The organism is Phenylobacterium sp. (assembly GCF_035309685.1).
Lineage (GTDB): Bacteria > Pseudomonadota > Alphaproteobacteria > Caulobacterales > Caulobacteraceae > Phenylobacterium.
This window is the reverse complement of record NZ_DATGEX010000026.1, coordinates 68,107-95,064: the sequence shown is the minus strand read 5'-3', so window position 1 is coordinate 95,064 and position 26,958 is coordinate 68,107. Positions and strand designations below refer to the sequence as shown.

Here is a 26,958-nt window from a genome sequence, read left to right as displayed (position 1 = left end):
ACTTGGACTACGCATGTAAATACCCTCCTACCGGCGGGGCGGGGCGCCCAGAGCTGTCGGCGCCGCGGCGGCCCCCACCGCGCGCGTCTTCGGCAGGGCGTCGAGGATTCGCCCGAAAGCGGCGCGATTGCCGCAATAGTCGCGCCCATGGGCGAGCTCGTCGGCCCAGCTCATGGCCTTCTTGGCGCTGTCGGACAGCACCCAGTCCATCGGCGCGCGGCGGCTGCTCGGCTTGCCGTGCTCGTCGACGTCGCAGAGGTGGATGAGCAGGTAGTCGTCGCCGACCTCGCGCGAGATGGCGATGGACACCGGCGTCGCGCGCCCGTCGTTGCTGGAGGTGATGCCGCCAAGCGGGCCCAGAAGGTCGGCGAGGAAGTAGTGGGTCTGCGCCTGCGCCAGGGTGATGGGCGGCTGGGGCTTCGACCCGCGGTAGAGGGCGGGGCTGTCGACGCGCGTGGCGCTGTCGTTGTTGAGCTCGATGAGGATCGGCCGGATCTTGTAACCCCTGAGCGCGGCGATGTGCGTGGCCGCGCGGACGATGTCGCCGGCGGTGGTGACGCCGCTATTCTCGAAATAGCCGCCATCCAGGATGTGGCCGCGCGGCCGGCCGTCGCCGCCCAGCAACGTCCCGCCGGGGCTCACCAGCGGGAAACGCGCGCCGTTGTGGATCGCGCTGGAGATCGACAGGTCCCGCCCGCCGGTGAGCACGAAGAAGTCCACCGCGTCGGGGAAATAGTCCGAGGTGATCTGCACCGGCGCCGTCAGGACGCGGCGGCCGTCCTCCTCCCGCGCGCCGTTGACGAACCACAGCGGCACGCGGGGCCCGGACCCCGCCCACAGCGTCGTGAACGGCTTGGTCCAGAGATCGGGGTCTTGGCAGACCTTGTCCGCGCAATGCTCCGCCCAGGTGAGCTCGAACGCCTTTTCCAGGCCCTCGGCGCGGTCGGGCAAGGCGATGACCTTGCCGCCGCCGACCGGGATGGTGGGCAAGAAGCGCTGGGCGAGGTCAGGATAGAGCACGCCTGCCAGCGCGGGGCTGAGATAGTCGCCGCCGGCGGCGCTGCGCACGGCGTTGCGGAATCCCTTCGGAGGCTCCGGTTGATCGCGCAGCTGCGAGACGAAGGCCGCCGCCCCGACCGAGCCGCCGGAGACCGAGCTGACCGCGAAGACGCTGTCGGCGAAGCGTCCGTGGGAGACCTGCTGCAGGTGGCCCAGGACCTCGGCGGCCCAGTAGCCGGCGCGCGACGCGCCACCGGCGGCGGCCACCACGATCATCGGCTTGTTCACGCCGTCCGGACCCACCGGCGCGTTGGCGTACCAGGCCGCGAAGGCGTCGTCGAAGATGCGGCGGGTCGCGACCGGCTGACCGCCGATGTCGTAACCGCGGCCCAGCAGGGCGCGGCGGCCCACGGCGTGGTTGTCCTGCAGCCAGGTCCCCAGCCCGGTGAGGATCACCGCCCAGAGGATCATCGCGCCCAGGACCGGGAGGCGCCACGAGCGGCCCCAGTGGATGAGCGAGGACATGACCGCGATGATCATGCCGACACCGAAGTAGACGACCCCGATCGCGCCGACGAAGCGCGCCGGGCGCACGGGGTCGAATGAGACCCACGCCAGGGTCGCGCCGGCGAAAACCCAGCCTGCGATGACGATGATGTCCGGCAGGCGATTCAGGTGTGCGGTGAGGCCTGGCGCGCGCGCCAGCAAGGCGGTGCGCACGCGCAACATCACCAGGAAGGCGACGCCCAGGCCCGCGAGCAGCCAGGCCGTGACCGTCGTGTCGCCGCGGTTGAGCGCGAAGGCGAGGGCGGCGATCAGGAAGGGCGCCGCGCCCAGGAAACGCGGAAACCAGGCCAGCAGCCACTGCGGCTTCCAGGTGCTGCGGCCGCCCGGGCAGGCGTCGTCCACCATGCGCCGCGACCAGAACCAGGCCTCGCCGCCGAGCCAGAGGCTGGCCAGGCTCAGCATGATCAGGTCCTGGGCGAAGTAGGGCGTGCCGACGCTGACCGTATTGGTCAGGTCCGGCCCCTGGGGCGTGCCCAGCAGGAGATAGGCCACCAGGGCCAGGAGCCCCGCGATCAGCGGCACCGCGCCGAGCTGCGCAAAGGCGTGGGCCACGTCGAGCCAAGCCTTCTGCAGGCCGTTCAGCTTGGCGGTGTCCGCCTCGCGCTGCTGCGCAGTCTGTGGCGGTTTCATCGCGCCCCCCGTTTCGCGGCGCGCAGGCGCCGGCGTTCCCCATCGGAAAACCTATGTTATCCCGATTGAAGGATCAACCACCGGTGCGTGTGTAATTTCTCGACTCTCGCCAAGGTTAGGCGAGGCCCGCCGGGCGCGAGGCGCCCCGCTTGACATCGCCCTTGCGCGCGGGCGCCTAGGCGGCGAGGCATCTAAGGAGGCGGCCGATGGCGACGCTGATCTTGAGTGTGATGGGCAGCGACCGGCCGGGCCTGACCCAGGCGCTGGCGGCCGCGGTGCTGGCCAGCGGCGGCAACTGGCTGGAGAGCCACCTGAGCCGGCTGGGCGGGCTCTATGTGGGCTCGGTGCTGGTCGAGCTGGCGGCCGACGGCGTCGAGCGGCTGCGCGCGGCGGTCCAGGCGGTGGACGCCCACGGCCTGGAGGTGCGGATCACGCCTGCGGTCGAGGCGACGGGACCCGCCGGCGACGCCGTCCACTTCAGCCTAGTCGGCCAGGATCAGCCGGGGATCGTCCACCAGGTCACCGCGATCCTCAGCCGCCTGGCGGTCAACATCGAGGACTTCGAGACCCGCATCAGCGCCGAGCCGCACTCCGGCGCGCCGCTGTTCCACATGGAAGCCCGCCTGCGCCTGCCCCCGGCGCTCGGCCCCTCGCAGGTCCAGGCCGCGCTGGAGGACATCTCCGGCGAGATCATGGTCGATATCGCGCTCACCCCCAGCGAGGTGGCCTGACCGCGCTCGGCGCCCGCGCCTACCCTGCCCAGCCCCAGGCCCGCACCAGGCCGGCCATCGCCGATTTCCACGCCGGCGAGAAGAACAGCACCGACATGATGGCTTCGCCGGTCCACAGCAGAGCGGCGCCCAACGCCAGCGACCGCGTGACGCGGCGATGCCGGATCAGGTCCCACGCGAACATGGCGAGCAGCAGCAGGGCCGTTCCCCAATAGTAGGTCAGCCAGACCGAGAGCGGATTGTCGGGGGTCGCGCTGATCAGGTTCGTCGCGATGCGGCCGGGCCCGACGTCGGCGAGCGCTATGGCCGCGATGACCATGAAGCGGCTGTGATCGGCGCGGTTCCGGCGCGTCGCCACCCCGGCGGCCGTGCAGACCGCGAAGGCGAAGATGTCCTGGAACTCCTCGCCCAGGAACTGCGGCGCATAGTCGGGGTGGCCGACCTGCCGCGCCATGTCGACCAGGGCGGCGACCACGCCCAGCGGGACCATCGCCGCCGACACCGCGACCACCGCCCAGCCCAACTTGCGATGGAGCCGGATATTGCCGGTCTCGGCCAGCATGACCTGCGTCGAAACCAGGCCCAGCCAGGCCACGCTGAACGCGCCGTGGAGCGCCAGGATCGGCGGCGGCGCCGGCTGTTCGTGCAGGAAGCGCGCGACATCGGCCCCGAACCCGAACAGGGCGAAGGCCCAGATCCCCAGCATCCAGACCAGCGTGACCCTGCGGTCGGCCTGAACGGGCAGAGTGATGGTCGACATGATCCCGACGCCCCCGTCGTCTTGGCGGCGATCCGCGCGCCGCCGCCTTCCCCGGACCGGTCGCGCATGCGCCGCCGGCCGATGGCAGACTAGAGGGGTGGCTGGCGCGTTGAAGTGTACAATTTTGACGGGGCCGGCGGCGCCATCGCCGGGACACGAGTGAAGCCATGACCAACAGCAGACTCATGCGGATGGACAACATCGGCATCGCCGTGGAGTCGCTCGACGACGCCGTCGCCTTCTTCACCGAGCTCGGCCTGACGCTCGAAGGCCGCGCCACCATCGAGGGCGAATGGGCCGGACGCGTCACCGGGCTGGGCGATCAGTGCGTCGAAATCGCCATGATGGTCACTCCCGACGGCCACAGCCGCCTCGAGCTCTCGCGGTTCCTCCGGCCCGCCGTCGTCGCCGATCATCGGGGCGCCCCGGTGAACGCGCTCGGCTACCTGCGCGCCATGTTTACGGTGAGCGACATCGACGACACCCTGGCCCGACTGCGCGAGCACGGCGCCCAGCTCGTCGGCGAGGTGGTGCGGTACGAGGACGCCTATCGCCTCTGCTACATCCGCGGTCCGGAGGGAATTCTCATCGGACTGGCGCAGCCGCTGGGGAACAATCGGTAGCCGTCCCCGATGCCCGACGCCGACCCGCCGCCGATGGACCACGCGCCTGGGCCGGCGAGACGATCACCGCCAGACCTTGGTGAGGTTGGCCTCGTGTGGGTGGTCGCTAGCTACTGCGTCCATTTCGCGGAGCGGCACTCGATCTCGCGCTCACCGGGGCGGACATACGGGTCAGAGCAGATCGGTTTACCCGATATGAGCACCGTCCAGCCCATCTCGTAGTGGTCGCCCACGTCCCGCCATCCATTGGGCGCACCGAGCGCACCCCCCGCTAGTCCCATCGCAAGACCGACGGCGACCCCGAGCGCCATCGCGCCCCCAGACCTCGAAGTATCCATGCCGCCCCCCAGCGGTTGATGAAACTTCACCGTACACAGACTCTGGAGAATGTCCGCTATGGGTCGAAAGCGGACTTTGGCATCGATCCCAGAAGCGGACCTTTCGGCCCACTGCAATTGAACCAGCAGCGGGCCCTCTCGCCCGCTTCGTCGGCCTCCGCTAACACTAGGCCTATGTCAGCCGGGGCCCCACCATGAACCGTCGCAACTTCATCGCCGCTGTGCCCGCCGCGGCGTTCGCCGGCCGCGCCTTCGCCACGTCGCGCCAGGAAAACCCCAACCGCGACCGGCCGGACGTGCATGGCGGCGACCGGATCGATGGGGCGACCTGGGCGAGCCGGTCGGCGGCCTGGGGCATCCACGGCGCGGCGGCCACGGCCCATCCGCTGGCGACCCTGGCGGCCATCGAGATGCTGAAGGCCGGCGGCTCGGCGGTGGACGCGGCGGTGGCGGCCAACGCGGTATTGGGCTTCGGCGAGCCGATCAGTTGCGGGGTCGGCGGCGACTGCTTCGTGATGCTGTGGGACCCCAGGCAGAAGAAGGTGCTGGGCCTGAACGGCTCGGGCCGCAGCCCAAAGGGCCTCACACTCGCCGAACAGCGCAAGCGCGCCAACGCCAAGGGGCTGATCAACTCCTTCGGTGCGGTCTCGGTCAGCGTGCCGGGCGCGGTCGACGCCTGGTGGACGCTGCACGGCAAGTTCGGGAAGCTGCCCTGGAAGGACCTCTTCCAGCCCGCCATCCGCCACGCCGAGGAAGGCGCGCCGATCGTCCAGAACGTCGCCTTCTACGTCGGTGGCTCGCAGCGCACCTTCAACAAGCCCGAGAACAGGATCGAGGAAGTCGCCAACTTCAACGCGCTGTGGGTCCCGAACGGCAAGACGCCGCGCGAGGGCGAGATCTTCCGCAATCCGATGCTGGCCCACACCTACCGGCTGATCGCCGAAGGCGGCGGGCGCGCCTTCTACGAGGGCGAGATCGCCGACCGGATCGAGGCCTATTTCAAGCGCATCGGCGGCTGGATGACCAAGGCCGACCTCGCCGCCCACCACACCGAATGGGTGGAGCCGCGCTCGATCAACTACCGCGGGACCGACGTCTGGGGCCTGCCGCCCAACAGCCAGGGCCTGGTCACGCTGCAGATGCTGAACATCATGGAGCAGTTCGACATCAAGGGGATGGGCTTCCAGTCGGCGGCGGCGATCCACCACGAGGTGGAAGCCAAGCGGCTGGCCTTCGAGGACCGGGCGAAGTTCTACGCCGACCCCAACTTCTACAAGCAGCCGACCGACTGGCTGCTCTCGAAGGAGTATGCGCGCGAGCGCGCCAAGCTGATCCGGCCGGACAAGATCCTCATCCCGGCCTACGCTGGGCAGGCGCCCAGCCACGGCGACACCACCTATTTCACCGTCGCCGACAAGGACGGGATGATGGTGAGCCAGATCCAGTCCAACTACCGCGGCATGGGCTCGGGCCTGATGCCGGACGGCCTGGGCTTCATGTTCCAGAACCGGGGCGAGCTGTTCGCGCTGCAGGACGGTCACCCGAACATCTATGCGCCGGGCAAGCGGCCGTTCCAGACCATCATCCCGGGCTTCGCGACCCGGAAGGGCGAAGGCGGCGTCGAGCCCCTGATGAGCTTCGGCGTCATGGGCGGGGACATGCAGCCGCAGGGCCAGGCGCAGATCGTCTCCAACATCGTCGACTTCGATCTGGGGCTGCAGGAGGCCGGCGACAGCCCCCGCTGGCACCACGAGGGCGGCCACGAACCGACCGGCGAGGACCTGGGGCCGTTGGGGACGCTGAACCTGGAAAGCGGCGTGCCCGACGCGTCGAAGAAGGCGCTGGCGGAGATCGGCTGGAAGCTCGGCCCGAACCCCGGCGTCTATGGCGGCTACGAGGCGATCCAGCGCCACCCCGGCCGCTACGCCGCCGCCACCGAAATGCGCAAGGACGGCGCGGCGCTGGCCTATTGAGCCGGCCGCCGTCGCGGGCGTCCGTGACCCCTGCCGGCGAGCCTTCGCGCGCGACGGTAAAGCGCCCGACATGCCTAAATAGGCGCCTCGAATTCCCCCATGTCATTGAACATTCAAGATTCTCCTCACAGTTGAAACTGACGGGAATCCGAAGAACGTGGTTTACCGAACTTCATTATGGAGTCTTAATTTACGACGATCTCGCTTCCGACGTGTCGTTGGCGGGGGTTGGTAGGACTCGGGTTGCCCGGGTCGTTGCGCGGGGACTATGACGATGAAAACGCTCGCGGCTCTAGGAGCCCTCATTTTCGCCGGCTTTACGCTGGCGATGGTCACGCCGGCCAGCGCGACCACCGTGGCGACCATCGATGGCTGCTACGACTGTCTTTCCCAGTTCGACACGCCGGTGCTGGTCATCCAGAACTCGACGGGGGGCACGCTGAACAATGCCAAGATGGTGTTGCACGGGTATCAGGGCGTAAACAACGGCATCTCCCTGACGGTAAATCTCGGCAACCTGGGCGCCGGCTCGACCCAGCTCAGCTGGGGCAGTCTTCCCGGGGTCGACGGAAGCACCTCGGCGGGAAATTTGGCGGCCTACGACTACGACGACGAATACCACGACCCGTCGCCCTACCACATCAATGACCCGCTTTGCGGCCAGCCGGCCAACGTGGGCTGCGTCGATGGCGGCGGCTCCTACTGGTACGCGCAACCGGGCAATTTCGATGTGACCTTCACCGCGACGGTCTCCGGTGGCCTTTATGATACCGATGCCGTCTTCGCGGTCTTCAGCCCGACCACCAACGCGACCGGCCATTTCGTCGGCTGGGAGGGTTTGGATCAGAAGGGCTTCTCCGAATCGCCGTTCGATGTGCACAGCGGCGTCATCACAGGCGATCTGGCCAACATCGACCTCGGCGTGCCGCCGCCTCCCGGCGTGCCGGAACCTGCGGTGTGGGGCCTGATGCTGATGGGCTTCTTCGGCGCCGGCTCGATGCTGCGGCGCCGCCGCGCGACGGCGGCCACAGCCTAGGCAATCAAGTTTGGCTCCCGACGGAGCCTCGGGGACGGCGGCCTGTGGGCCGCCGTTTTCGTTTGCGTTAGGCTGTCGGTGTTGACCGGCCCTGCCAATCCACCGAGAGGCGCAAGGACGGGACCGCGTTGGCGTACTGACCCGCTTTTTTGATCGTCATGGCCCGGCTTGTCTGCGCCACCCATCATCTCAGAGCCGCAAGTTTCGCGGTGGCGATGCCGTGACATCCTTGGCCAAAAGCGGAGATCATGGGTCCCCCGGACAAGCCGGGGGATGACGATCAGGTGAGAAGTTCGAAGTGACCGCTCCCACCTTCTTCGCGACATCGCCCGAATGGCGGGCGTGGCTGGAAGCCCATCACGCCACCGCCGCCGAGCTCTCGGTCGGTTTCTGGAAGGTGGGTTCCGGCAAGCCCTCGATGACGTGGCCGCAGAGCGTCGACGAGGCGCTCTGCTTCGGCTGGATCGACGGGGTGCGCCATCGGATCGACGAGACGGCCTACCGCATCCGTTTTATCCCACGAAAGCCCACGGGCATCTGGAGCCAGGTGAACCTCAAGCGCTTCGCCGAGCTGGACGCCGAAGGCCGCATCGCGCCGGCCGGCCGCGCGGCCTGGGAGGCCGGCAAGGGCCGCACCAAGGTCTATTCCTACGAACGCGCCGCCTCCGACCTCAGCCGCGAGCAGACAAAGCTGTTCAAGGCCAACGCCAAGGCCTGGGCCTTCTTCCAGGCCCAGCCGCCCGGCTACCGCAAGCTGACCGTCCACCGGATCCTCGCGGGCAAGACCGAAGGAACCCAGGCCAGACGGCTCGCGCTCTTGATTGACGCTTCGGCGCAGGGGCGCAGGATGGCCACCGCAACCCAGATGGAGCCCCAATAAGGTGCGAAAAACGTGACGCCTGCGGAGATGGAAGCCATCGTCATGAGCTTCCCCGGCGTGGAGAAGGGGATGAGCTACGGCTCGCCCGCCTACAAGCTGAACGGCAAGTTCTTCACCCGCCTGCGCCGCGACGACGCCTCGATGGTGATCATGGAGGTGAGCCTGGACGAGCGCGAGATGCTGATGGAGGCCGAGCCCGGCACCTTCCACTTCACCGCCCACTACAGGGACTACCCCTGTGTGCTGGCGCGGATCGACAGCCTGCACCCAGGCTCGTTCCGCAATTTCCTCGAACGCCGCTTCCGCAAGATCGCCAAGAAGGCCGCGGTGAAGGCCTGGGAGGCGCAGGCTGCGGCGTCTTGACCCGCCTGCCGTTCGGGACTGAGGCGACCGCCGTCTGATAACGTCCTGAGGTTGCGTTTGTCGATCGTTCACCCCACGACTGGGGCCGGTCCGGCGCGTGTCGTTGGCCAGGAGCAGTCGCGTGCAGCGTTTCGTTTTGCAGCAGAACGCCGAGCGCTATCGCGCCCGGCTGGCGGAGGCGAAGGACCCCGGCGAGCGGGACCGCCTTACGGTCATGCTGTCTACGGTGGAGCGGGAGCTGGCGCTCTACGCGGCCGAGGCCGAGGGCGTCGGCGCGCGGCCCTGGCCGATCGGCGCGCAGGCGCAGCTCGCGGCCGACCGCGCGCGGCTGACCGGCGAGTTCCGGGCGAAGTTCGAGGATTGGCCTCAGGTGGCCTATCTGATCGACCCGGCGCCCGGCCTCAGCTTCGTGGCGGTGAACACCGCCTTCGAGCAGGCCACCAGCCTGTCGCGCCATCAGATCGAGGGCCAGCCGCTGTTCACGCTCTTCCCCGACAACCCCAACGACGCGACCGCCGACGGGACCTGGCAGATCTACGCCTCGATGCGCAGGGTCGCCGAGACCGGCCAGCCGGATCACATGGCCCCGATGCGCTACGACGTGCGCGACGCCGACGGCGCCTTCGTGAAGCGCTACTGGCGCCACGCCAATACCGCGCTGTTCAACGCCGCCGGCCGGTTGATCTTCCTGCAACACCTGGTCGACGAGGTGACCGAGCAGGTCATCCAGGCCCGCTCCTCGGCGGCCTGAGCGATCGTCTGAGCAAACCTACGTCGCCGGCGGCGTATCGACCGCTCTGCCATAACTCCGCCAGCCGCTCCCGAAGCCGATGCTGAAGCCGTAGGTAAAACTGACGAACAGCCGCTGCCCTGACGCCAGCGGCGCCGCGGCCAGGGCGGCTTGGGCCAGCCGCCGCACCTCGGCGTTCGGATCCTTCGGCCAGCGGTTCAGCCGCGCTGCGACAAAGACGGCATGGGTGACGGTTGTGCCCGTTTGCAAGGTGGCGGCGGCGGTGGTGTTCTCGCCTGCGGTCGCGCTCATCACCTCCTGCAGACGCTCAACTTTGCTGAGACGATCGCGAGACGCGGCCAGGACGGTGGTGTTGGCTTCGAAGTAGACCGACACGCCGACCAGCAGCATGAACACGACCGCGAAGATTCCCGCGGCGATGCGGACGGGCAGCTTGCGGGCCGGACCAAGCGGTTCGGTGCGATCGGCCGCAACCACCGCCGTGCGGGTTACGAGATCGTGCGCCAGCCGCCGCTCCGGACCGTTGAAGAGAAGCAGATAGAGCTGAGCCAGACCGAGGCCGAACAGCAGCGCGCCGGCGATCATGGCTACCGCAATGGCGAGCACGCCGCCCTCCGTCCCGTTCAGCGAGACGCCGTTGAGGACGAATGGGGCCGCGAGGATCGCCGCGCGGAGCGCGGCCCGAGCCGGGCCCGGCGGCTGACCGTCGCGGCCCACGACCTTGAGGCCCAGAGCTCGCTGGCCGGGCGTGCGGCCCCCGCCGAGCCGGGTGGCGAAGAGTCCGAAATAGACGACGGCGATGGCGAGGCCGATCAGCCGGGCCCACTCGCCCATCCGCGCCATCGCGTCGAAGGCCGCAAATCCCGGCACGACTCCGATGAGGCCGACGACAACGCTGTCGATGACGAAGGCCCCAACCCGGCGCCACCCCACGGAGCGCGACTTTGCCGTCTGTTCGTCCGTCATGCGCTCCCCCCAAGCGCCACCGTAGCCGTGCAACCGGGGTTTGCAACCGCAACACCAAGGTGGCGAATGAGCCGCCTATTTCGGCTGCAGCGGCGGGAACTCGAGCTTGCCGGGATCGTAGCCCAGCGCCCGCGTGCGCTCGGTGAGCTGCACGACCTGGTCCGGCGAGGGCCTGGGGTCGCGGGTGTAGATGTTGATCATCTTCATGTCGGGCGTGGCCTGGATGAACCAGCCGTCGCCATGGTCGAGCATCCAGTACTCGCGCGCGATCGGGATCAGGCCGGCGAAGCGGTAGCTGACGTGCACCTTGGTGTTCTGGCCGGGGTTGAGGATCTTCAAGGGGCCGGCGATCACCTTCTCCTTGCCGGCGGGCGTCTTGTCGCGGCAGGCGTCGCGCTGGGTGAGGCCGCCATCGCCCGTCTTCAGATAGTCGGTGTAGCCGGCGACGCAGCCGTCGGTCAGCGACATGGGCGTGCGCCCGATCTCGTACCAGCGGCCCGCGAAGAAGCTGGCGGCGTCCACCGGCTTGACGGGTTCCGGCGCCTTGGGCGCCTCGGCCCGGGCCGCATTCACGCTGACAAAGGCCGCCAGCAGCACCGCGGCGCTGGCCGCCCGAACGGTCGTCTTCATCGTCTCTCGCCCCTCTAGAACTCGTCTTCTATCGCCGAGCGGAACTGCTCGAAAATCTCCTTGGCGTTCTCCTCCGGCGCCAGCGGCGGCTCGGCCCCGGCCTGAGGCGCGGGCGCGGCGGCGCCGGCGGTCAGGCGGCCCACCACCACACCCTTCTGTACGAGCAGAACCTCCTCGCCGGTTGCAACGCCCACCAGCAGGGCGGCGACTTTCGGCGGCAGGTCCTCGAGGTCGATGCGCGTCATGGCGCCGATCCTAGACCGCGCCGCCACGCCCCTCTAGGGTCCGCGCGGCGAGGGATCATGGCCTATAAGTCGTTGCGGGATTTCCTGAAGAAGCTCGAAGCCGCCGGCGAACTGGTGCGCGTCACCGAGCCGGTCTCGACCGTGCTTGAGATGACCGAGATTCACCGCCGCCTGCTGCATCACGGCGGACCGGCCGTGCTCTTCGAAAACGTCATCCGGGCCGACGGCGAGCGCTCGCCCATGCCCTGCCTCGTCAACCTGTTCGGCACGGTGAAGCGGGTGGCGATGGGCGTGACGCTCGAAGGCCGCGAACGGACGACGGCGGCTGACCTGCGGGAGGTCGGCGAACTGCTGGCGTTCCTGCGAGCGCCGGAGCCGCCGCGCGGCTTCAAGGACGCCATGGACATGCTGCCGCTCGCCAAGACGGTGATGTCCATGCGCCCGGCGACGGTGAAGTCCGCGCCGGTGCAGCAGGTGGTGTGGACCGGCGACAAGATCGACCTCGGCAAGCTCCCCATCCAGACCTGCTGGCCGGGCGAGCCGGCGCCCTTGATCACCTGGCCGCTGGTGGTGACCAAGGGACCTTCGACGGATCGCGAGGACGACTACAACCTGGGCATCTACCGCATGCAGGTGACCGGCCGCGACACCACCATCATGCGCTGGCTGGCGCACCGCGGCGGCGCCCAGCACCACCGCCGCTGGAAGGCGCAAGGCAAGCGCGAGCCGCTGCCCGCCTGCGCGGTGATCGGCGCCGACCCGGGCACCATCCTGGCCGCCGTCACGCCGGTCCCCGACACGCTCTCGGAATACCAGTTCGCGGGCCTGCTGCGAGGCGCCAAGGTCGACCTGGTTCCGGCCAAGACCGTGCCCCTGCTGGTCCCGGCCCAGGCTGAGATCGTCATCGAAGGCCACGTCCTGCTCGACGACTACGAGGACGAAGGGCCCTACGGCGACCACACCGGCTTCTACAATTCCGTGGAGAAGTTCCCGGTCTTCCAGGTGAGCGCCATCACCATGCGCAAGGACCCGATCTATCTGACCACCTTCACCGGCCGCCCGCCGGACGAGCCCAGCGTGCTGGGCGAGGCGCTGAACGAGGTCTTCGTCCCGCTGCTGCGCCAGCAGTTCCCGGAGATCGTCGACTTCTGGCTGCCGCCGGAGGGCTGCTCCTACCGGATAGCCGTGGTCTCGATGAAGAAGGCCTACGCCGGCCACGCCAAGCGGGTGATGATGGGCGTCTGGAGCTACCTTCGGCAGTTCATGTACACCAAGTGGGTGATCGTCGTGGACGACGACATCAACGCCCGCGACTGGAAGGACGTCATGTGGGCGGTCTCCACGCGGATGGACCCGGCGCGCGACATCACGGTGATCGAGAACACGCCCATCGACTACCTGGACTTCGCCAGCCCAGAGAGCGGCCTGGGGTCGAAGATCGGCCTCGACGCCACCGACAAATGGCCGCCCGAGACCCATCGTGAATGGGGCCGCAAGCTCGCCATGGACGACGCCACGGTCGAGGCGGTCACGCAGATGTGGTCGCGCCTGGGCCTGCCGGGAGACGGCAAGCCGGTCGGCTGACTTGCGCCCGCCCGCGAAGCGCGACCAACTGCGCGGCTTCTGGCGCTGACGGGGAAAACGCCATGGATGCAACGCCTTCAGCTCATGCCGCCGCCCTCTGGGTGGGCTTACATCTGATCCTGTTGCTGGTGCTGTCGGTGCTGGTGGTGCGCCAGCGGCGCAAGCATCAGGTGGTGCTGGGCGACGCCGAGATCCCGCAGCTGGCCCAGGCGATCCGCGCCTTCGGCAACGCCACCGAATATGTGCCGGGCGGCCTGATCGCCATCGCGGTCCTGGCCATGGCCGGCGCGCCGCCGATGGTGGTGCATGCGGTGGGCCTGACGCTGTTCGTCGGGCGCGTGGCCCACGCCATCGGCCTGTCGCGCAGCGGCGGATCGTCGGTGCTGCGCTCGGCAGGCGTGATCGCCACCTGGGTGGCCTATATCCTGGGCGGCGTGGCGCTGATCTTCTACGCCATCCCCTAGCGTCCTGGCCCCTGAGCTTGTTGTTCGCCGTCCGCTCGGCCATATGGCCCGGATGGACGAAAACCTGCTGAACGACGTGGTGGCCGCCGCCCTGGCCGCCGGAGCCGATGCGGCCGAAGCCGTGGGCGCTGAGCGCCGGGCGCTCTCGATCACCGTGCGCAATGGCGCGCTCGAGGAAGTCGAACGCGAGGAGAGCCGCGACCTCGGCCTGCGCGTCTTCATCGGCAAGCGCCAGGCCAGCGTCTCCGGCTCCGACGTCAGCGCCGAGGCGCGGGCGAAGCTGGTGGCCCGCTGCGTGGCCATGGCGAGACTGGCGCCGGACGATCCCTACGCGGGCCTGGCCGATCCCGAGCGCCTCGCGCGGGGCCCGCTCGCCGACCTCGATCTCTACGACCCCGCCGAGCCCCTGCCCGAAGCCCTGGAGGCCAAGGCGCGCGCCGCCGAGGACGCCGCCCGCGCGGTCCCGAAGGTCACCAACTCCGACGGCGGTTCGGCCTCCTGGTCGGCGGGACAATGGCGGATGGTGACCAGCGCCGGCTTTTCCGGCCTGCACCGCGCCTCGTCCTTCTCGCTGGGGGCCTCGGCCATCGCCGGCGACGCGGACGGCATGGAGACCGGCTACGATGGCCGCTCCGTGCGCTGGCAGGCCGACCTGCCCAAGGCCGCCGACATCGGCGCCGAGGCCGGCCGCCGCGCCGCCGGACGGCTGGGCGCGCGCAAGATCGCCTCGACCACCGCCCCGGTGATCTTCGAGAACCGCTTGGCGGCCTCGCTCCTCAGTCCGCTCATCGGCGCGATCTCCGGCCCGGCCATCGCCCGCGGCACCTCGTTCCTCAAGGACAAGCTCGGCCAGCCGGTGTTCGCCAAGGGCGTCAGCGTCACCGACGACCCGCACCGCCCGCGCGGCCTCGGCTCCTCGCCCTTCGACGACGAGGGGGTGGCCAATGGCGCGCGCAGTCTGATCGACGACGGGGTGCTGACCACCTGGCTGCTGAATTCGTCCTCCGCCCGCCAGCTGGGCCTGACCACCACCGGCCACGCCTCGCGCGGCCTCGCCGGCCCACCGGGCGTCAGCACCTCCAACCTCACCCTGCAGCCGGGAACGCGGAACCAGGCCGAACTGATGGCCGACGCCGGCGCGGGCCTCTTGGTCACCTCGATGTTCGGCCCCTCGCTGAACGGCAACACCGGCGACTGGTCGGTGGGCTGCTCCGGCTTCTGGTTCGAAGGCGGCGAGATCGCCTATCCGGTCAATGAGATCACCGTCGCCGGCAACTTGATCGACATCTACGCCCGCCTGGTCCCGGGCGCCGACCTGGAGATTCGGGGTTCAGCCAACGCGCCGTCGATCCTGATCGACGCGCTCGCCATCGCGGGGCTCTAGACCCGGGCGCGCCCAAGGCCTATCGGCAGCGCCAACAATCGCTTCACGCGTTACGAGACCATGCCTGACAAACAACTCCTCCATCTGGTGATCGGCGGCGAGCTGAACTCGCTGGAAGGGCCCGCGGAATTCAAGGACCTCACCAAGGTCGACCTGGTGGGCGCCTATCCCAACTACCGGCAGGCGCTCGCCGCCTGGCGCGGCAAGGCGCAGCAGACCGTCGACAATGCGCTGATGCGCTATTTCATCATCCACGCGCACAAGCTGCTGGATCCGGAATCCGACGACCACGACCACGATCATCACTGATCGAGGCTACTCCCGGCGCAGCAGCTTCTCGGTGAGCACCGAGCCGATCATGCCGGCCCGGAAGTCGGCCTTCATGCCCGCCGGGTCGTACATCGGGCTCTCGACCCATTCGAGGAACGACATGCCGGCGGGCTCGCCCTGCGCCAGGTACCGCTCGAAGACGTAGTCGAGGACCCCGGTCTTGCCCTGCTTCACATGCAGATACTTGAGGTCGAGCTGGTCCAGCGCCTCGCGGATCGGCAGGCCCTTGCGGAAATGCATGTAGAAGACGCTCATGATCCCGGCCCGGTCCGCGCCGGACTTGCAGTGGATCAGCGCCGGGTAGGCGATGGTCTCGTAGAGCCGCTTGGCGCCCAGCACCCGCTCGCGGATCGGGACCTCACGCGAGGTGATGGTGAAGTCGACCATGGTCAGGCCGAGCCGCGCGCAGGCGTCCTTTTCCAGGGCGTGGAAACTGGCGTCGAAGCCGCCGCGGAGGTTGACGATGGTCTTGACGCCCTTGTCCTTCCAGGCGGCCAGCTGATGCGGCCAGGGCTGGTTGGTGCGGACCAGCTCGTCGCTGATCCAGTGGGCGTTCTGAAAGCCGAGCCGCAGATAGGCGTGGTCGTTCCACAGGTAGTCGGCATAGGTCTTGAACCGCCCGCCGGGCGTGGCGAGGTCGAATCCGGGCTTGGTTGGCGCAAGCGACATGGCGCCCTACCTAAGGCCTCCGCCCCGCCGACGGAAGCGGCGGAGGCAAACCGCCGCGAGAGGCCGACTGCTTGACTTCGCCCCCGCATCGGACGACGCCAACCCCTATGAGCGCCTCCCAGACGCCTGAGCTGCCGGCCCGCGCCCTGATCGCGCGGGTGGCGCGGACCTACCTGCTGCCGCGCTGGAAGGGCTGGATCACCGCCTTCGCGGCGGCCATCGCGACCGCCTTCCTCACCACCGAGCTGGCCCAGATCCTCGAACCGGCGACCAACGACCTGTTCATCAACCACAAGCCGGGCCAACTCGAGCGCCTGCCGCTGATGATCGTGGCCATCGCCGTGGCGCGGCTGGCGGCCTCGCTGATCCAGGCCACACTGGTCAACCGCATGGGCAACGGCGTGGTCGGCGACGTGCAGGTGCAGCTGTTCGGCCGCATGGTCCGCGCGGACCTGGCCCGCATTCGCAGCCAGCACTCCGGGTCCTATGTGGCCTCGGTGCTCTATGACGCCGGCCTGATCCGCGAGGCGGTGACCTCGGGCTTCATCAACTACACCCGCGAGCTGCTGATCGTGATCGGGGCGTTCACGGTGATGATCGGCAACGACCGCTGGCTGACGCTCGGCGTCGTGGTGGTCGCCCCGGTCGCCAGCTACATCATGCGCCGCTTCTCCCGGCGCTCCAGCAAGGCGGCCAAGGGCGCCATGGCCGAGACCTCGGCCCTGTCGACGGCGATCATGGAGAGCCTGGACGGCGTCCGCATCGTCAAGATCGAGAACCGCGAGGCCTACGAAGAGACCCGCGTCGCCGAGGTGGTGACGCGCCGCCAGAGCCACCTGATCAAGGGCGCCAATGCGCGGGCCTTCGCCGCCCCCTCCACCGAGCTGGTGATGACGCTGCTCACCGCGGGCGTGCTGTTCTACGCCGGCTGGCGTTCGGAGCACGGCCACATGACCGCCGGCGCCTTCGTCTCGTTCATGGCGGCGCTGGCGATGGGGTCGCAGTCGCTGCGCCAGGTGGCCAATCTGCAGACCGTCTTCGCCGAGGGCATGGCGGCCATGCGCCGGCTGTTCGTGGCGCTGGACGTGGAGCCGGAGGTGCGCGAGCGCCCCGGCGCGGCGGCGCTGGCGCTGACCGAAGGGTCGATCCACTTCGAGGATGTCGATTTCCGCTATGACGGCGACGGTCCGCCGACGCTGAGCGGGGTCAGCCTGGACGTGCGGCGCGGCGAGACCGTCGCCCTGGTCGGCCCCTCCGGCGGCGGCAAGTCGACGATCCTCAACCTGATCCCGCGCTTCTATGACGTGACCGGCGGGCGCGTGATGCTGGACGGCGTCGACGTGCGCGATGTGACGCTGGCGTCGCTTCGCAGCCAGATCGCGCTGGTGACCCAGGAGCCCTTCCTGTTCGACGACACGATCCGCGCCAACATCGCCTATGCGCGGCCGGACGCCGACGCCGACGCCGTGGAGCGCGCCGCGCGCGAGGCCGCCGCGCACGACTTCATCCTGGCGCTGCCCAACGGTTATGACACCCAGGTGGGCGAGGCAGGCGCCAGGCTCTCCGGCGGCCAGCGCCAGCGGATCGCCATTGCGCGGGCCTTCCTGAAGGACGCGCCGATCCTGCTGCTCGACGAGGCCACCAGCGCGCTGGACACCGAGAGCGAGGCGCAGGTGCAGGTGGCGCTGAAGCGGCTGATGGCGGGCCGGGCGACCATCCTGATCGCACATCGCCTGTCCACCGTGCGGGGCGCCGACCGCATCTATGTCATCGACAGGGGCCGGATCGTCGAGACCGGCGACCACGCCGGCCTGATCAAGAAGCGCGGGCTCTATGCGCGCCTGGCCAAGAGCCAGGACCTGGAAGCGGAAACCCCGGAAGTAGGTGTCGGGGCTTGAAGAAGCTCTTCAAGAGCGACGCCGTCCAGAACCTGCTGGGCTGGCTGCTTGGGACCTATATCCGGCTGATCCTCTCGACCGTGCGCTGGACGCATGAGAACCTCGACTGCGTCGAGCCGGTGCTGGCCGGCGACAGCGGCGCCATCGCGCTGTTCTGGCATGGCCGCATCCCGCTGTGCCTGGCCACCGCCCCGCAGTGGTGGCGCAAGCGCACCCGGGCCTTCGTCTCGCCCTCCTCCGACGGCCAGTTCATCGCCACGGCCCTGGAGATGGCCGGCTTCCCGGCGATCCGCGTCTCCTCGGCCAAGAAGGGCGACTCGGCCAAGGCCCGCCAGGCGGTGGCGGCCCTGCGCGAAGCGGTGACCTGGGTCGGCGGCGGCGGCGCCCTGGTGATCACGCCGGACGGGCCGCGCGGACCCAATGAGATCATCGCCGCCGGCGCCCTGCAGATCGCCAAGCGCTCGCAACAGCCGGTCTTCCTGATGGGCATCGCGGCCAATCCCTCCAAGCAGTTCGACACCTGGGACAGGATCATGTTCGCCGCCCCGTTCGGCAAAGGCGCCGTGGTCTGGGAAGGCCCGCTGCACGTTCCGCCGGACGCCGACGACGCTATGGCTGCGGCCCTGCTGGCCGATTGGTCGGCCCGTCTCTCGGCGGTCACACGCCGTGCGGAAACCCTGGTGGGGCGAACGCCGCATTGATCCGGCCGGCCTGTGGTGAGACATAGGCGCATGGCCAAGGCGCACGACCACCACGATCACGACCACCACGGTCATGACCACCATGATCACAAGGCTCACGCTCATGGGGCTCACGATCATGGGGCTCACGATCATGGGGCGCACGATCACGACCACGCCGCCCACAAGCACGATCATGGCCACGGCCATCACCACCACCACGGCGGCGGCCATCACCATCACGTGCCCAAGGACATGGGCATGGTGTTCGCCATCGGGGTGACGCTGAACACCCTGTTCGTCATCGTCGAGGTGGGCGCGGGCTTCTGGTCCGGCTCCATGGCGCTGCTGGCTGACGCCGGCCACAACGCCTCCGACGTCCTGGCGCTGCTGATGGCCTGGGGCGCGACGGTGCTGGCCAAGCGCGCGCCGACCAGCCGGCGGACCTACGGCCTGCGCAAGGGGACCGTGCTGGCCTCGCTCGGCAACGCGGTCTTCCTGCTGCTGGCGATCGGCGGGATCGTCTCGGAGTCGATCCACCGCCTGACGCTGCCCAGCGTCATCGACACCCGGACGGTGATGCTCACCGCCGCCGTCGGGATCGCCATCAACACCGCCACCGCCCTGCTGTTCATGCGCGGCAGCAAGGAGGACCTGAACGTCCGCGGGGCCTTCCTGCACATGGCCAGCGACGCGGTGATCTCGCTGGTCGTGGTGATCGGCGCCGGCGTCATCATGCTGACGGGCCTGCAGTGGATCGACCCGGCGCTGAGCCTGGGCATCGCCGTGGTGATCGTCATCGGCACCTGGGGCCTGCTGCGCGACTCGGTGAACCTGGCGCTGGACGGCGCGCCGCGCGAGATCGACGTGGCCGAGGTGCGGGCCTGGCTCGCGTCGCAGCCCGGCGTCGAGGAAATCCACGACCTGCACATCTGGGCGATGAGTACGACGGAGACGGCGCTCACCGCCCACGTCATCCGCCCGGCCAACGACGACGCCGACGACTTCCTGCACGCGACCTGCGAAGCGCTTTCCCAGCGGTTCAACATCGGCCACTCGACCCTGCAGGTGGAGACCGACGCCGACACGGCCTGCCGGCTGGCGCCGCACGGGGTGGTGTGAGCCCAGTCAGGCGCACCCTGCCGCTGGCGATCTACGCCGCGGCGACCGGCCTCTTCGAGCCGCTGGCCCCGGCCCTGCTGGCCCGCCGGGCGCGCGCCGGCAAGGAAGACCCCGCCCGCATTTCCGAACGCCTCGGTCGGCCGACGCAGGCGCGGGCGGACGGCCCGCTGGTCTGGCTGCATGGCGTCAGCGTCGGCGAAAGCCTGTCGCTGCTGCCGCTGATCGCGACGCTGAAGGCCGCGCGGCCCAACCTCGACCTGCTGGTCACGTCCGGCACCGTGACTTCGGCGGAAGTGCTGGCCAAGCGCCTGCCGGCTGGCGTGATCCACCAGTTTCTGCCGGTGGATGCGCCGGGCGCGGCGGCGCGGTTCCTCGACCACTGGCGGCCGGGCGCGGCCCTGTTCGTTGAGAGCGACCTCTGGCCCAACCTGATCGTCGCGGCAAAGGCGCGGGGCGTGAAGTTGGCCCTTTTGTCGGCGCGGATGACGGACGGCAGCGCGGCGGGCTGGGGTCGCGCGCCGGCGACCGCCCGCGCCCTGCTGCGGGCCTTCGACCTGATCCTGCCGCAGGACGCCGCGACGCAAGGCCGCCTGCAGGGCCTGGGCGCCGAGACCGGCCCCTACCTGAACCTGAAGCTGGTCGGCGGCGCGCCGCCGGTGGACGCCGCCCTGGCCGCGGCGCTGACGGCCGGGATCGGCGACCGCAAGGCGGTGCTGGCCGCCAGCACCCATCCGGGCGAGGAGCGCCTGATCGCGCAGGCGTTCAGGACCGCGACGGAGGGAACGCCCGCCGTGCTCATCGTCGCGCCGCGCCACCCGGACCGAGGCCCGCAGGTCGCCGCCGATCTGCAAGCCCTGGGGTTCACCGTCGCCCGGCGCGCGGCGGGCGAGGCCCTGGCGCCCGACGCCACGGCCTATGTCGCCGACACCCTGGGCGAGCTGGGCGCGTTCTATCGGATCGCCGACGCGGTGGTGCTGGGCGGCGGGTTCGCCGAAGGCGTGGGCGGGCACAATCCGCTGGAAGCGGCGCGGCTCGGCTGCGCCATCGTCACCGGGCCGCACGTCTTCAACGCCCGCGAAATCTACGCCGAGATGTTCGCACTCGTGGCCGCCCTTGAGGCCGAGGACGGCGCGGCGCTGGCCCGCCACATCACGGGCCTGCTGGCCAATCCGGTCATCGCGCGCCGCATCGGCGAGGCGGCGGCGGACTACGCCGGGCGCCAAGGCGCGGCGCTGACGGCGGCCATGGCGCTGATCGAACCCCTGTTGCCGGCATGAAGCTCTCGACACCCCGCTGGTGGTACGTGCGCGACGATCAGCAGCGGCGCGGCGGCATGTCTGGGATCCGGATGCTGCTGACGCCGGTCTCCTGGATTTGGGCGGCGGTGACCGCGCGGCGGATCGCCCGAGCGCAGCCGCTGGACGTCGGCGTCCCGGTGATATGCGTCGGCAATCTCACCATGGGCGGCGTCGGCAAGACGCCCGTCGTGCGCGCCCTCGCCGAGCGTTTGGCGGCCAAGGGCCAGGCCGTCCACCTGCTGTCCCGCGGCTACGGCGGCAAGCTGGCGGGCCCGGTGCGCGTGGACCCTAAGGTTCACACCTCAGCCGACGTCGGCGACGAGCCCCTGATGCTGGCCTGCGACTACCCGGTCTGGGTCGCCCGCGACCGAGCCGCCGGCGCGCTGGCCGCCGCGCAAGCCGGCGCGCAGGTCATCGTCATGGACGACGGCCACCAGAACCCTTCCGTGAAAAAGGCCCTCTCGCTGGTCGTCGTCGACGGCGAGACGCGCGGTGAGGACTGGCCGTTCGGCGATGGCCGCGTCTTCCCGGCGGGGCCCATGCGCGAGCCCCTGGCGACGGGTCTGGCCCGCGCCGACGGGGTGCTGGTGCTGCTGCCCGCCGATCTTCCGCAGGCCGACGCCGGCCTGATCGCGCTCCTGAAGGGGCCGCCCCTGCTCACCGGCCACCTCGCAGCCGCCCAGGCGCCGCCGAAGGGGCCGCAGGTGGGCTTCGCCGGCATCGGCAAGCCTTGGAAGGTCGAGCGCGCCCTGCAGGCCGCCGGCTGCGACCTCAAGGACTTCGCGCCGTTCCCCGACCACGCGGCCTATCACGAGGCCGCGCTGAAGGCCCTGGCGGACCGCGCGGCCCTGTTCAACGCCGGCCTGGTGACCACCGAGAAGGACTGGGTCCGCCTGCCCGCCGCCTGGCGCACGAGGGTCACGGCCTGGCCAGTGAAGGCTGTCTTCGACGACCCCGCCGCCCTCGACGCCTTGTTGGCCAAGACCGGGATCTAAATCGCAGTTGCATACCTCGCAGTTCTAGGCATTATACCTTTCAGTTCGAGGTATAAGGCCCGCGGCGATGGCGACGACCAATCCCAGTTTCATGAACGGCGTGCCGGAGCTTCTAGTCCTTCGACTGCTGCGCGGCCGCGAGATGTACGGCTACGAGATCGTGCAGGCGATCCGCGAGGAGACCGCCGAGGTCGTGAGCCTGGGCGAGGGCGTGGTCTATCCGGTGCTGCACGCCTTGGAGCGCAGCGGCGCGATCACCTCCGAGCGCCGTTCCGTCGGCGGCCGCAGCCGCATCTACTACGCCCTGTCGCCCCAGGGCGTGTCGCGCCTGACCGAGCTCACCGAGCTCTGGTCGCGGATCACCGGTGCGGTGGGGCAAGTGCTGGTCGGAGGCGACCGTGCAGGCCTCGTTTGATCCCCTGTGGCGCCGGCTGCTCGACGGCGGCGTCCGTCGGCGCCCAGCCCGCCGCTACCTCGCTGAGCTGAAAGACCATCTGGACGATCTCATCGCCGAGGAGCGCCGGGCGATGAACGATCCGCGCGACGCGGAAACCCGGGCGCTTTCCAGACTAGGGAGCTTCGAAATGCTGGCCGACGCCATGATTGAACGCCGCGAATTTCAGACCTGGGGCCGAAAGGCGCCGGTCACGGCCTACCTGATCGCGCCCACGCTCGGCCTGGCGGCGGCCACGGCGCTATCGGCCGCGGCCGTGGTGATGACGGTTCAGCAGGTGCGTGGTGCGAGCGGCGGAGGCGCCCTGCCCGGCTGGCTCAGCGAGTTCGCGACCGGCATGATGTTCTTCAGCCATGCGATCCTGCCGGTCCTGTTGGCCTGGGCGCTCAGCTTTGCGGCGGTCCGCAACCGCTCGGCCCCGCTCTGGCCGGCCTGCGGGATCGTCGCGCTGGCGGCGCTCGGCAGCATCTTCCACCCGATCCTGACGCTGCCCACCGCGACGACGCACGGCGAGGTCGCGATCTCGCCGGACGGGGGCGCGGCCTTCGCGGTCATCCTGGGGCTCGCCGCCCTGCCCTATGCGGCGCTCCTGCTGTGGCGCGCCGCCCGCGAGCGCCAAGGCGGGTGATTTAAGGCGTTGGCGCGGCGGGCTCTAGCCCTCCGCGCCCGCTTTCTGGGCGAACTTCCAGCTTGCCTGGGCGAGGCTGAGCACCCGGTCGGCCTGTTGGGCGGCGTGCGGGCTGTTGGCGGTGCCGTCGCGCACGCGGCCGACGATCCCCTGCAGGATGCCCGCTAGGCGGAAGGCGTTGTAGGCGCAGAACCAGTCGAGGTCGTGCAGGCCGGAACGCCCGGTCAGGCTGCAGTAGTAGTCGACCGTCTCCTCGATGGTCGGCACCCCGTGGGCCTTCTGGTCCGGGATCATCGACAGCGAGCCGTTGATCCAGTTCATCAGCAGATAGGTGAAGTCCGCCAAGGGATCGCCCAGCGTCGAAAGCTCCCAATCCAGCACCGCGATCACCCGGGGCTCGGTCGGGTGGAAGATCATATTGTCCAGGCGGTAGTCGCCGTGGACGATCGAGGTCTTCTCCTGCTCGGGCAGCGTCTTGGGCAGCCAGGCGATGAGCTTTTCCATCTCCGGGATGTGGATGGTCTCCGACGCCTTGTATTGCCGGGTCCAGCGCTCGACCTGCCGGCCCATGTAGTTGCCGGGACGGCCGAAATCCTCGAGGCCGATCTTGACGTAGTCGGTGTTGTGGAGGTCGGCGAGGACCTTGATCTTGTCCATGAAGATCGCGTGCCGCTCGGCCGGCTGGTACTGCGGCAGCGACTGGTCCCAGAGGATGCGGCCCTCGACCATGTCCATGATGTAGAACCAGGTGCCGATGACCCCGTCGTCGACGCACAGGCCATAGGTCTCCGCCACCGGGAAGCCGGTCGTCCCCAGCGCGGTGATCACCTTGTACTCCCGGTCGACCGCGTGGGCCGAGGGCAACAGCTTGCCCGGCGGCTTGCGGCGCAGGACGTATTTCTTGTTCGGCGTGATCAGCTGGTAGGTCGGATTGGACTGGCCGCCCTTGAACTGGCGCACCTCCAGGGGACCTGCGTAGCCCTTCACATTGGCCTTCATCCAGGCGTCGAGGGCCGCTTCGTCGAACTTGTGGGACTCGGCCACGGGCTTGGTGCCGGTGTTGAGCGCCTCGCGCTCCTGCTCGGCGGCGTCGACGACGTCGGCCATGGCGTTTCCCCTACAGTTGTTTGAACCACCTTACCGAGCCGCCCCCAGCGCCCGCAAGCCGCGGCGGCGCAAAACGCCTTGACTCGTAACCACATGGTTACCAATACTCCCCGCATGAGCCCGGCCGCCTCCGAGGATGTGTTCAGCGCGATCGCCGACCCGACCCGGCGGCGGATCCTGGAACTGCTCGGCGAACGGCCCGAGGCGGTGGGCGATCTGGCCGCGCGCTTCGCGGTCAGCCGGCCGGCGATCTCCAAGCATCTGCGGGTGCTGAGCGAGGCCGGGCTGGTGCGCGCCAAGGCCGACGGGCGGCGCAACATCTACGCCCTGGAGCCGGCGCCGTTCGCCGCGGTCCGCGATTGGCTCGACGGCTTCTGGAACGAACGGCTGCTGCTTCTGAAGCGGCTCTCGGAGGGGGATGCGTGATGGACGACATCGAGGCTCACATCGATATCGCCGCGCCCGTCGAGCGGGTCTGGGCGGTGCTCACCGGCGAGGGGCTGATCGAGCAGTGGCTCGGCTGCCAGCGGTTCAAGGCGCAGGTGGGCCACGTCTTCTACATGCAGCCGGACGGCGCCAAGCGGGCCGCGGAAGACATGTCCGGCGCCACGCACTGCCAGATCGAGGCGATGGAGCCCCCGACCCGGTTCGTCTTCACCTGGTTCATGCCCGGCGCGCCCAAGACGCGGGTCGAGCTTCGCCTGACCGCCATCGCCGGCGGCACGCGGGCGGCGCTCGTCCACGCGGGTTGGGACCAGTTCGCGGAGGCCGAGATCAAGGCCGTGCACGATGCGCTGATCGGCGGCTGGGGCGGCTATTGCCTGCCCAATCTGAAGCGGTTGTCGGAGGCGCCCTAGCGGCACCTCTTTCAGCGAAGAAGGGCGCGCCAGCCGATGTCGGTGCGGTGGAAGCCCTGCGGCCAGTCGATCAGGGCCACGGCGCCATAGGCCCGCTCGCGGGCCTCGGCGAGGTCCCTGCCGACCGCGCAGACGTTGAGCGCGCGGCCGGCGCCGGCGAGGATCGCGCCGTCGTCGCCGGCCGAGGTCCCGGCCTGGAAGACCACCACGCCCGCACCGAAATCGGCGTCGAGCCCCCCGATCACGCTGCCGGCCTTGGCGGGGCCGGGATAGCCCTCGGTGGCCAGCACCACGCAGACCGCGTCGTCGTCGCGCCATTTCGGCTGCGGCATCTCGTGCAGCCGCCCGGTGGCGCAGGCCATCAGATAAGGCACGAGGTCGCTCTCCAGGCGCAGCATCAGCACCTGGCATTCGGGGTCGCCGAAACGCGCGTTGAACTCCACCAGCTTGGGCCCGTGGCGCGTGGCCATCAGCTCCACGAACAGCACGCCGCGATAGGGCGCGCCGTCGGCGGCGATGCCCTTGAAGGCCGGCTCCACCAGCCGCGTGCGGGTCTGCTCGACCAGGTCGTAGGTGAAGACCGGGGCCGGCGAATAGGTCCCCATGCCTCCGGTGTTCGGCCCCTCGTCGCCGTCGAAGGCGCGCTTGTGGTCCTGCGCCCAGCCGAACAGCATTGAGGTCTTGCCGTCGCAGAGCGCGAACAGCGAGCCGATCTCGCCCTCGAGATATTCCTCGATCACCACCCGCGCGCCGGCCGCGCCGACGCTGCCGCCAAAGGTGTCGTCGATCGCCGCCTCGGCCGCCGCCCGGTCGGGCGCGATCACCACGCCCTTGCCGGCCGCAAGGCCATCGGCCTTGACCACATAGGGCGGCTGGAAGTGGGCGAGCGCGGCCTTGGCGGCGGCGGCGTCATCGCAGATGCGGTACTGGCCGGTCGGCAGATGGTGGCGGTCGCAGAACGCCTTGGTGAAGGCCTTGGAGCTTTCCAGCTGGCCCGCCGCCGCGGTGGGGCCGAAGCAGGGGATGCCCACCTGCGCCAGGGCGTCGGCGAGGCCCGCCTCGATCGCCACCTCCGGCCCGATCACCACCAGGTCGGCCTTGATCTCGAGGGCCAGTTCGACCTGGCGGCCGACCTCTGTGGGCTTGACGTCGCGGACTTCGGCGATCCCAGCCATGCCCGGATTGCCCGGCGCGCAGATGAGCCGCGTCAGCAGCGGCGACTGCTTGATCTTCCACGCCAGCGCATGCTCGCGCCCGCCGGAACCCACCAGGAGGATGTTCATGGGTCCGCGCTTTAGCGCGGCTCAGCCTTCGAGGTCGAGGGAATACCCCGCCGACCGCACCGTGCGGATCGGGTCGTCGGACTCCGAGACCCCCAGCGCCTTGCGCAGGCGCCCGATGTGCACGTCGACCGTGCGGGCCTCGACGTAGACGTCGGAGCCCCAGACGGCGTCCAGGAGCTGTTCGCGGGAGAACACCCGGCCCGGATGCTGCATCAGATAGTCGAGCAGCCGGAATTCCGTCGGGCCCAGGTGGATCTCGGCGCCGGCGCGTTTCACCCGGTGGGCGACGCGGTCGATCAGGAGATCGCCGCGGCGGACGCGGTCCTCGGCCAGCCCCGGGCGGATACGGCGCAGCACCGCGCGGATGCGCGCGGTCAGCTCGGTCATCGAGAAGGGCTTGACCAGATAGTCGTCGGCGCCGGTGTCGAGGCCGCGCACCCTGTCGCTCTCCTCGCCGCGGGCGGTGAGCATGATGATCGGCACATTGCGCGTTTCGTTGCGCTGGCGCAGGCGCCGGCAGACCTCGATCCCGGAGACCTTGGGCAGCATCCAGTCGAGCACGATCAGGTCGGGCAAACGCTCGTCGACCAGCATCAGCGCCTCTTCGCCGTCGCCGGCGACGGCGATGTCGTAGCCTTCCTTCTGCAGGTTGTACTGCAACAGGGTCGCGAGCGAGTCTTCGTCCTCGACGACCAGGATGTGCGGCGTCATTT

The 26,958-nt window shown here is 69.5% G+C and carries 29 protein-coding genes; 20 read left to right on the top strand and 9 right to left on the bottom strand.

Annotation, left to right across the window (positions count from 1 at the left end; translation table 11 throughout):
• Positions 1-27: 27 nt before the first annotated feature.
• Positions 28-2,196 (bottom strand): hypothetical protein, encoded by a 2,169-nt coding sequence (locus tag VKQ35_RS08455; RefSeq protein WP_324360498.1) that lies wholly within the window; start codon positions 2,194-2,196, stop codon positions 28-30.
• A gap of 206 nt (positions 2,197-2,402) precedes the next feature.
• Between VKQ35_RS08455 and VKQ35_RS08450 the strand changes: the two genes are divergently transcribed.
• The gene (locus VKQ35_RS08450) at positions 2,403-2,927 is read left to right on the top strand and encodes a glycine cleavage system protein R (RefSeq protein ID WP_324360496.1); all 525 of its coding nucleotides are present in this window, start codon (positions 2,403-2,405) and stop codon (positions 2,925-2,927) included.
• 19 nt (positions 2,928-2,946) lie between these two features.
• Here VKQ35_RS08450 and VKQ35_RS08445 read toward each other — a convergent pair whose 3' ends face one another.
• Positions 2,947-3,687, bottom strand: a complete 741-nt coding sequence (locus VKQ35_RS08445) for a hypothetical protein (protein ID WP_324360494.1) — start codon at positions 3,685-3,687, stop codon at positions 2,947-2,949.
• 167 nt (positions 3,688-3,854) lie between these two features.
• On the opposite strand from VKQ35_RS08445, the gene VKQ35_RS08440 reads away from it, so the two are divergent.
• From VKQ35_RS08440 to VKQ35_RS08415, 6 genes are all read left to right on the top strand, one after another.
• The gene (locus VKQ35_RS08440) at positions 3,855-4,310 is read left to right on the top strand and encodes a VOC family protein (RefSeq protein ID WP_324360492.1); all 456 of its coding nucleotides are present in this window, start codon (positions 3,855-3,857) and stop codon (positions 4,308-4,310) included.
• A 532-nt stretch (positions 4,311-4,842) separates the two neighbouring features.
• Positions 4,843-6,621 carry a gamma-glutamyltransferase family protein gene (locus tag VKQ35_RS08435; RefSeq protein WP_324360490.1) on the top strand — a complete coding sequence of 593 codons (1,779 nt, stop codon included), beginning with the start codon at positions 4,843-4,845 and terminating at the stop codon, positions 6,619-6,621.
• A gap of 274 nt (positions 6,622-6,895) precedes the next feature.
• Complete coding sequence (locus VKQ35_RS08430; RefSeq protein ID WP_324360488.1) at positions 6,896-7,657, top strand: PEP-CTERM sorting domain-containing protein; 762 nt, start codon at positions 6,896-6,898, stop codon at positions 7,655-7,657.
• Between the two features lie 298 nt (positions 7,658-7,955).
• The gene (locus tag VKQ35_RS08425) at positions 7,956-8,537 is read left to right on the top strand and encodes a YdeI/OmpD-associated family protein (protein WP_324360485.1); all 582 of its coding nucleotides are present in this window, start codon (positions 7,956-7,958) and stop codon (positions 8,535-8,537) included.
• 12 nt (positions 8,538-8,549) lie between these two features.
• Positions 8,550-8,900 carry an MmcQ/YjbR family DNA-binding protein gene (locus VKQ35_RS08420; RefSeq protein WP_324360483.1) on the top strand — a complete coding sequence of 117 codons (351 nt, stop codon included), beginning with the start codon at positions 8,550-8,552 and terminating at the stop codon, positions 8,898-8,900.
• Between the two features lie 121 nt (positions 8,901-9,021).
• The gene (locus tag VKQ35_RS08415; protein WP_324360482.1) at positions 9,022-9,651 is read left to right on the top strand and encodes a PAS domain-containing protein; all 630 of its coding nucleotides are present in this window, start codon (positions 9,022-9,024) and stop codon (positions 9,649-9,651) included.
• Between the two features lie 18 nt (positions 9,652-9,669).
• Here the strand turns inward: VKQ35_RS08415 and VKQ35_RS08410 are convergent, their stop codons facing one another.
• From VKQ35_RS08410 to VKQ35_RS08400, 3 genes are all read right to left on the bottom strand, one after another.
• Positions 9,670-10,617 (bottom strand): RDD family protein, encoded by a 948-nt coding sequence (locus tag VKQ35_RS08410; RefSeq protein ID WP_324360480.1) that lies wholly within the window; start codon positions 10,615-10,617, stop codon positions 9,670-9,672.
• A gap of 75 nt (positions 10,618-10,692) precedes the next feature.
• Positions 10,693-11,247, bottom strand: a complete 555-nt coding sequence (locus VKQ35_RS08405) for a lipocalin family protein (protein WP_324360478.1) — start codon at positions 11,245-11,247, stop codon at positions 10,693-10,695.
• A gap of 14 nt (positions 11,248-11,261) precedes the next feature.
• Complete coding sequence (locus VKQ35_RS08400; RefSeq protein ID WP_324360476.1) at positions 11,262-11,492, bottom strand: hypothetical protein; 231 nt, start codon at positions 11,490-11,492, stop codon at positions 11,262-11,264.
• A 57-nt stretch (positions 11,493-11,549) separates the two neighbouring features.
• On the opposite strand from VKQ35_RS08400, the gene VKQ35_RS08395 reads away from it, so the two are divergent.
• The 4 genes from VKQ35_RS08395 to VKQ35_RS08380 all read left to right on the top strand — a co-directional run bounded on the left by VKQ35_RS08395 (position 11,550) and on the right by VKQ35_RS08380 (position 15,233).
• Positions 11,550-13,076: a UbiD family decarboxylase gene (locus VKQ35_RS08395; protein ID WP_324360474.1), complete on the top strand. Its 1,527-nt coding sequence runs from the start codon at positions 11,550-11,552 to the stop codon at positions 13,074-13,076.
• A 62-nt stretch (positions 13,077-13,138) separates the two neighbouring features.
• Positions 13,139-13,540: an MAPEG family protein gene (locus tag VKQ35_RS08390; RefSeq protein ID WP_324360472.1), complete on the top strand. Its 402-nt coding sequence runs from the start codon at positions 13,139-13,141 to the stop codon at positions 13,538-13,540.
• Positions 13,541-13,592: 52 nt separating this feature from the next.
• Positions 13,593-14,924 carry a TldD/PmbA family protein gene (locus VKQ35_RS08385; protein ID WP_324360470.1) on the top strand — a complete coding sequence of 444 codons (1,332 nt, stop codon included), beginning with the start codon at positions 13,593-13,595 and terminating at the stop codon, positions 14,922-14,924.
• 60 nt (positions 14,925-14,984) lie between these two features.
• Entirely contained in the window at positions 14,985-15,233 is a 249-nt protein-coding gene (locus VKQ35_RS08380; RefSeq protein WP_324360468.1) for a DUF4170 domain-containing protein, read from the top strand.
• A 6-nt stretch (positions 15,234-15,239) separates the two neighbouring features.
• On the opposite strand, the gene VKQ35_RS08375 is transcribed toward VKQ35_RS08380, so the two are convergent.
• Complete coding sequence (locus VKQ35_RS08375; RefSeq protein ID WP_324360466.1) at positions 15,240-15,923, bottom strand: fused DSP-PTPase phosphatase/NAD kinase-like protein; 684 nt, start codon at positions 15,921-15,923, stop codon at positions 15,240-15,242.
• A gap of 107 nt (positions 15,924-16,030) precedes the next feature.
• On the opposite strand from VKQ35_RS08375, the gene VKQ35_RS08370 reads away from it, so the two are divergent.
• From VKQ35_RS08370 to VKQ35_RS08340, 7 genes are all read left to right on the top strand, one after another.
• Positions 16,031-17,821 (top strand): ABC transporter ATP-binding protein, encoded by a 1,791-nt coding sequence (locus tag VKQ35_RS08370; protein WP_324360464.1) that lies wholly within the window; start codon positions 16,031-16,033, stop codon positions 17,819-17,821.
• Positions 17,818-18,522: a lysophospholipid acyltransferase family protein gene (locus VKQ35_RS08365; RefSeq protein ID WP_324360462.1), complete on the top strand. Its 705-nt coding sequence runs from the start codon at positions 17,818-17,820 to the stop codon at positions 18,520-18,522. Before VKQ35_RS08370 ends, VKQ35_RS08365 begins: the two co-directional genes overlap by 4 nt.
• Before the next feature lie 30 nt (positions 18,523-18,552).
• Positions 18,553-19,623 carry a cation diffusion facilitator family transporter gene (locus VKQ35_RS08360; protein WP_324360460.1) on the top strand — a complete coding sequence of 357 codons (1,071 nt, stop codon included), beginning with the start codon at positions 18,553-18,555 and terminating at the stop codon, positions 19,621-19,623.
• Positions 19,620-20,900, top strand: coding sequence for a 3-deoxy-D-manno-octulosonic acid transferase (locus tag VKQ35_RS08355; protein ID WP_324360458.1), 1,281 nt, complete (start codon positions 19,620-19,622; stop codon positions 20,898-20,900). The genes VKQ35_RS08360 and VKQ35_RS08355 overlap by 4 nt, the downstream gene beginning before the upstream one ends.
• The gene (gene lpxK, locus VKQ35_RS08350; RefSeq protein WP_324360456.1) at positions 20,897-21,916 is read left to right on the top strand and encodes a tetraacyldisaccharide 4'-kinase; all 1,020 of its coding nucleotides are present in this window, start codon (positions 20,897-20,899) and stop codon (positions 21,914-21,916) included. The genes VKQ35_RS08355 and lpxK overlap by 4 nt, the downstream gene beginning before the upstream one ends.
• A gap of 67 nt (positions 21,917-21,983) precedes the next feature.
• Positions 21,984-22,331: a PadR family transcriptional regulator gene (locus VKQ35_RS08345; RefSeq protein ID WP_324360454.1), complete on the top strand. Its 348-nt coding sequence runs from the start codon at positions 21,984-21,986 to the stop codon at positions 22,329-22,331.
• Complete coding sequence (locus VKQ35_RS08340) at positions 22,315-22,998, top strand: hypothetical protein (RefSeq protein WP_324360452.1); 684 nt, start codon at positions 22,315-22,317, stop codon at positions 22,996-22,998. The genes VKQ35_RS08345 and VKQ35_RS08340 overlap by 17 nt, the downstream gene beginning before the upstream one ends.
• Positions 22,999-23,022: 24 nt before the next feature.
• Here VKQ35_RS08340 and VKQ35_RS08335 read toward each other — a convergent pair whose 3' ends face one another.
• Entirely contained in the window at positions 23,023-24,105 is a 1,083-nt protein-coding gene (locus VKQ35_RS08335; protein ID WP_324360450.1) for a phosphotransferase family protein, read from the bottom strand.
• A gap of 114 nt (positions 24,106-24,219) precedes the next feature.
• Here VKQ35_RS08335 and VKQ35_RS08330 point away from each other — a divergent pair, with 114 nt between their 5' ends.
• On the top strand, positions 24,220-24,531 hold the full coding sequence (locus tag VKQ35_RS08330; RefSeq protein ID WP_324360448.1) for a metalloregulator ArsR/SmtB family transcription factor: 312 nt from the start codon (positions 24,220-24,222) through the stop codon (positions 24,529-24,531).
• Entirely contained in the window at positions 24,531-24,962 is a 432-nt protein-coding gene (locus tag VKQ35_RS08325) for an SRPBCC domain-containing protein (protein ID WP_324360446.1), read from the top strand. The genes VKQ35_RS08330 and VKQ35_RS08325 overlap by 1 nt, the downstream gene beginning before the upstream one ends.
• A gap of 11 nt (positions 24,963-24,973) precedes the next feature.
• Here the strand turns inward: VKQ35_RS08325 and purD are convergent, their stop codons facing one another.
• Together purD and phoB are read right to left on the bottom strand one after the other, a co-directional pair.
• Positions 24,974-26,245, bottom strand: a complete 1,272-nt coding sequence (gene purD, locus VKQ35_RS08320; RefSeq protein WP_324360444.1) for a phosphoribosylamine--glycine ligase — start codon at positions 26,243-26,245, stop codon at positions 24,974-24,976.
• Positions 26,246-26,266: 21 nt separating this feature from the next.
• Positions 26,267-26,956, bottom strand: coding sequence for a phosphate regulon transcriptional regulator PhoB (gene phoB, locus VKQ35_RS08315; RefSeq protein WP_324360693.1), 690 nt, complete (start codon positions 26,954-26,956; stop codon positions 26,267-26,269).
• Positions 26,957-26,958 lie beyond the last annotated feature (2 nt).

Excerpts from the sequence above, each read along its gene's own strand:
- VKQ35_RS08455 (WP_324360498.1), bottom strand. The coding sequence starts at position 2,196 with ATGAAACCGCCACAGACTGCGCAGCAGCGCGAGGCGGACACCGCCAAG.
- VKQ35_RS08450 (WP_324360496.1), top strand. The coding sequence starts at position 2,403 with ATGGCGACGCTGATCTTGAGTGTGATGGGCAGCGACCGGCCGGGCCTG.
- VKQ35_RS08445 (WP_324360494.1), bottom strand. The coding sequence starts at position 3,687 with ATGTCGACCATCACTCTGCCCGTTCAGGCCGACCGCAGGGTCACGCTG.
- VKQ35_RS08440 (WP_324360492.1), top strand. The coding sequence starts at position 3,855 with ATGACCAACAGCAGACTCATGCGGATGGACAACATCGGCATCGCCGTG.
- VKQ35_RS08435 (WP_324360490.1), top strand. The coding sequence starts at position 4,843 with ATGAACCGTCGCAACTTCATCGCCGCTGTGCCCGCCGCGGCGTTCGCC.
- VKQ35_RS08430 (WP_324360488.1), top strand. The coding sequence starts at position 6,896 with ATGAAAACGCTCGCGGCTCTAGGAGCCCTCATTTTCGCCGGCTTTACG.
- VKQ35_RS08410 (WP_324360480.1), bottom strand. The coding sequence starts at position 10,617 with ATGACGGACGAACAGACGGCAAAGTCGCGCTCCGTGGGGTGGCGCCGG.
- VKQ35_RS08405 (WP_324360478.1), bottom strand. The coding sequence starts at position 11,247 with ATGAAGACGACCGTTCGGGCGGCCAGCGCCGCGGTGCTGCTGGCGGCC.
- VKQ35_RS08400 (WP_324360476.1), bottom strand. The coding sequence starts at position 11,492 with ATGACGCGCATCGACCTCGAGGACCTGCCGCCGAAAGTCGCCGCCCTG.
- VKQ35_RS08395 (WP_324360474.1), top strand. The coding sequence starts at position 11,550 with ATGGCCTATAAGTCGTTGCGGGATTTCCTGAAGAAGCTCGAAGCCGCC.
- VKQ35_RS08390 (WP_324360472.1), top strand. The coding sequence starts at position 13,139 with ATGGATGCAACGCCTTCAGCTCATGCCGCCGCCCTCTGGGTGGGCTTA.
- VKQ35_RS08385 (WP_324360470.1), top strand. The coding sequence starts at position 13,593 with ATGGACGAAAACCTGCTGAACGACGTGGTGGCCGCCGCCCTGGCCGCC.
- VKQ35_RS08380 (WP_324360468.1), top strand. The coding sequence starts at position 14,985 with ATGCCTGACAAACAACTCCTCCATCTGGTGATCGGCGGCGAGCTGAAC.
- VKQ35_RS08375 (WP_324360466.1), bottom strand. The coding sequence starts at position 15,923 with ATGTCGCTTGCGCCAACCAAGCCCGGATTCGACCTCGCCACGCCCGGC.
- VKQ35_RS08370 (WP_324360464.1), top strand. The coding sequence starts at position 16,031 with ATGAGCGCCTCCCAGACGCCTGAGCTGCCGGCCCGCGCCCTGATCGCG.
- VKQ35_RS08360 (WP_324360460.1), top strand. The coding sequence starts at position 18,553 with ATGGCCAAGGCGCACGACCACCACGATCACGACCACCACGGTCATGAC.
- lpxK (WP_324360456.1), top strand. The coding sequence starts at position 20,897 with ATGAAGCTCTCGACACCCCGCTGGTGGTACGTGCGCGACGATCAGCAG.
- VKQ35_RS08345 (WP_324360454.1), top strand. The coding sequence starts at position 21,984 with ATGGCGACGACCAATCCCAGTTTCATGAACGGCGTGCCGGAGCTTCTA.
- VKQ35_RS08335 (WP_324360450.1), bottom strand. The coding sequence starts at position 24,105 with ATGGCCGACGTCGTCGACGCCGCCGAGCAGGAGCGCGAGGCGCTCAAC.
- VKQ35_RS08330 (WP_324360448.1), top strand. The coding sequence starts at position 24,220 with ATGAGCCCGGCCGCCTCCGAGGATGTGTTCAGCGCGATCGCCGACCCG.
- VKQ35_RS08325 (WP_324360446.1), top strand. The coding sequence starts at position 24,531 with ATGGACGACATCGAGGCTCACATCGATATCGCCGCGCCCGTCGAGCGG.
- purD (WP_324360444.1), bottom strand. The coding sequence starts at position 26,245 with ATGAACATCCTCCTGGTGGGTTCCGGCGGGCGCGAGCATGCGCTGGCG.
- phoB (WP_324360693.1), bottom strand. The coding sequence starts at position 26,956 with ATGACGCCGCACATCCTGGTCGTCGAGGACGAAGACTCGCTCGCGACC.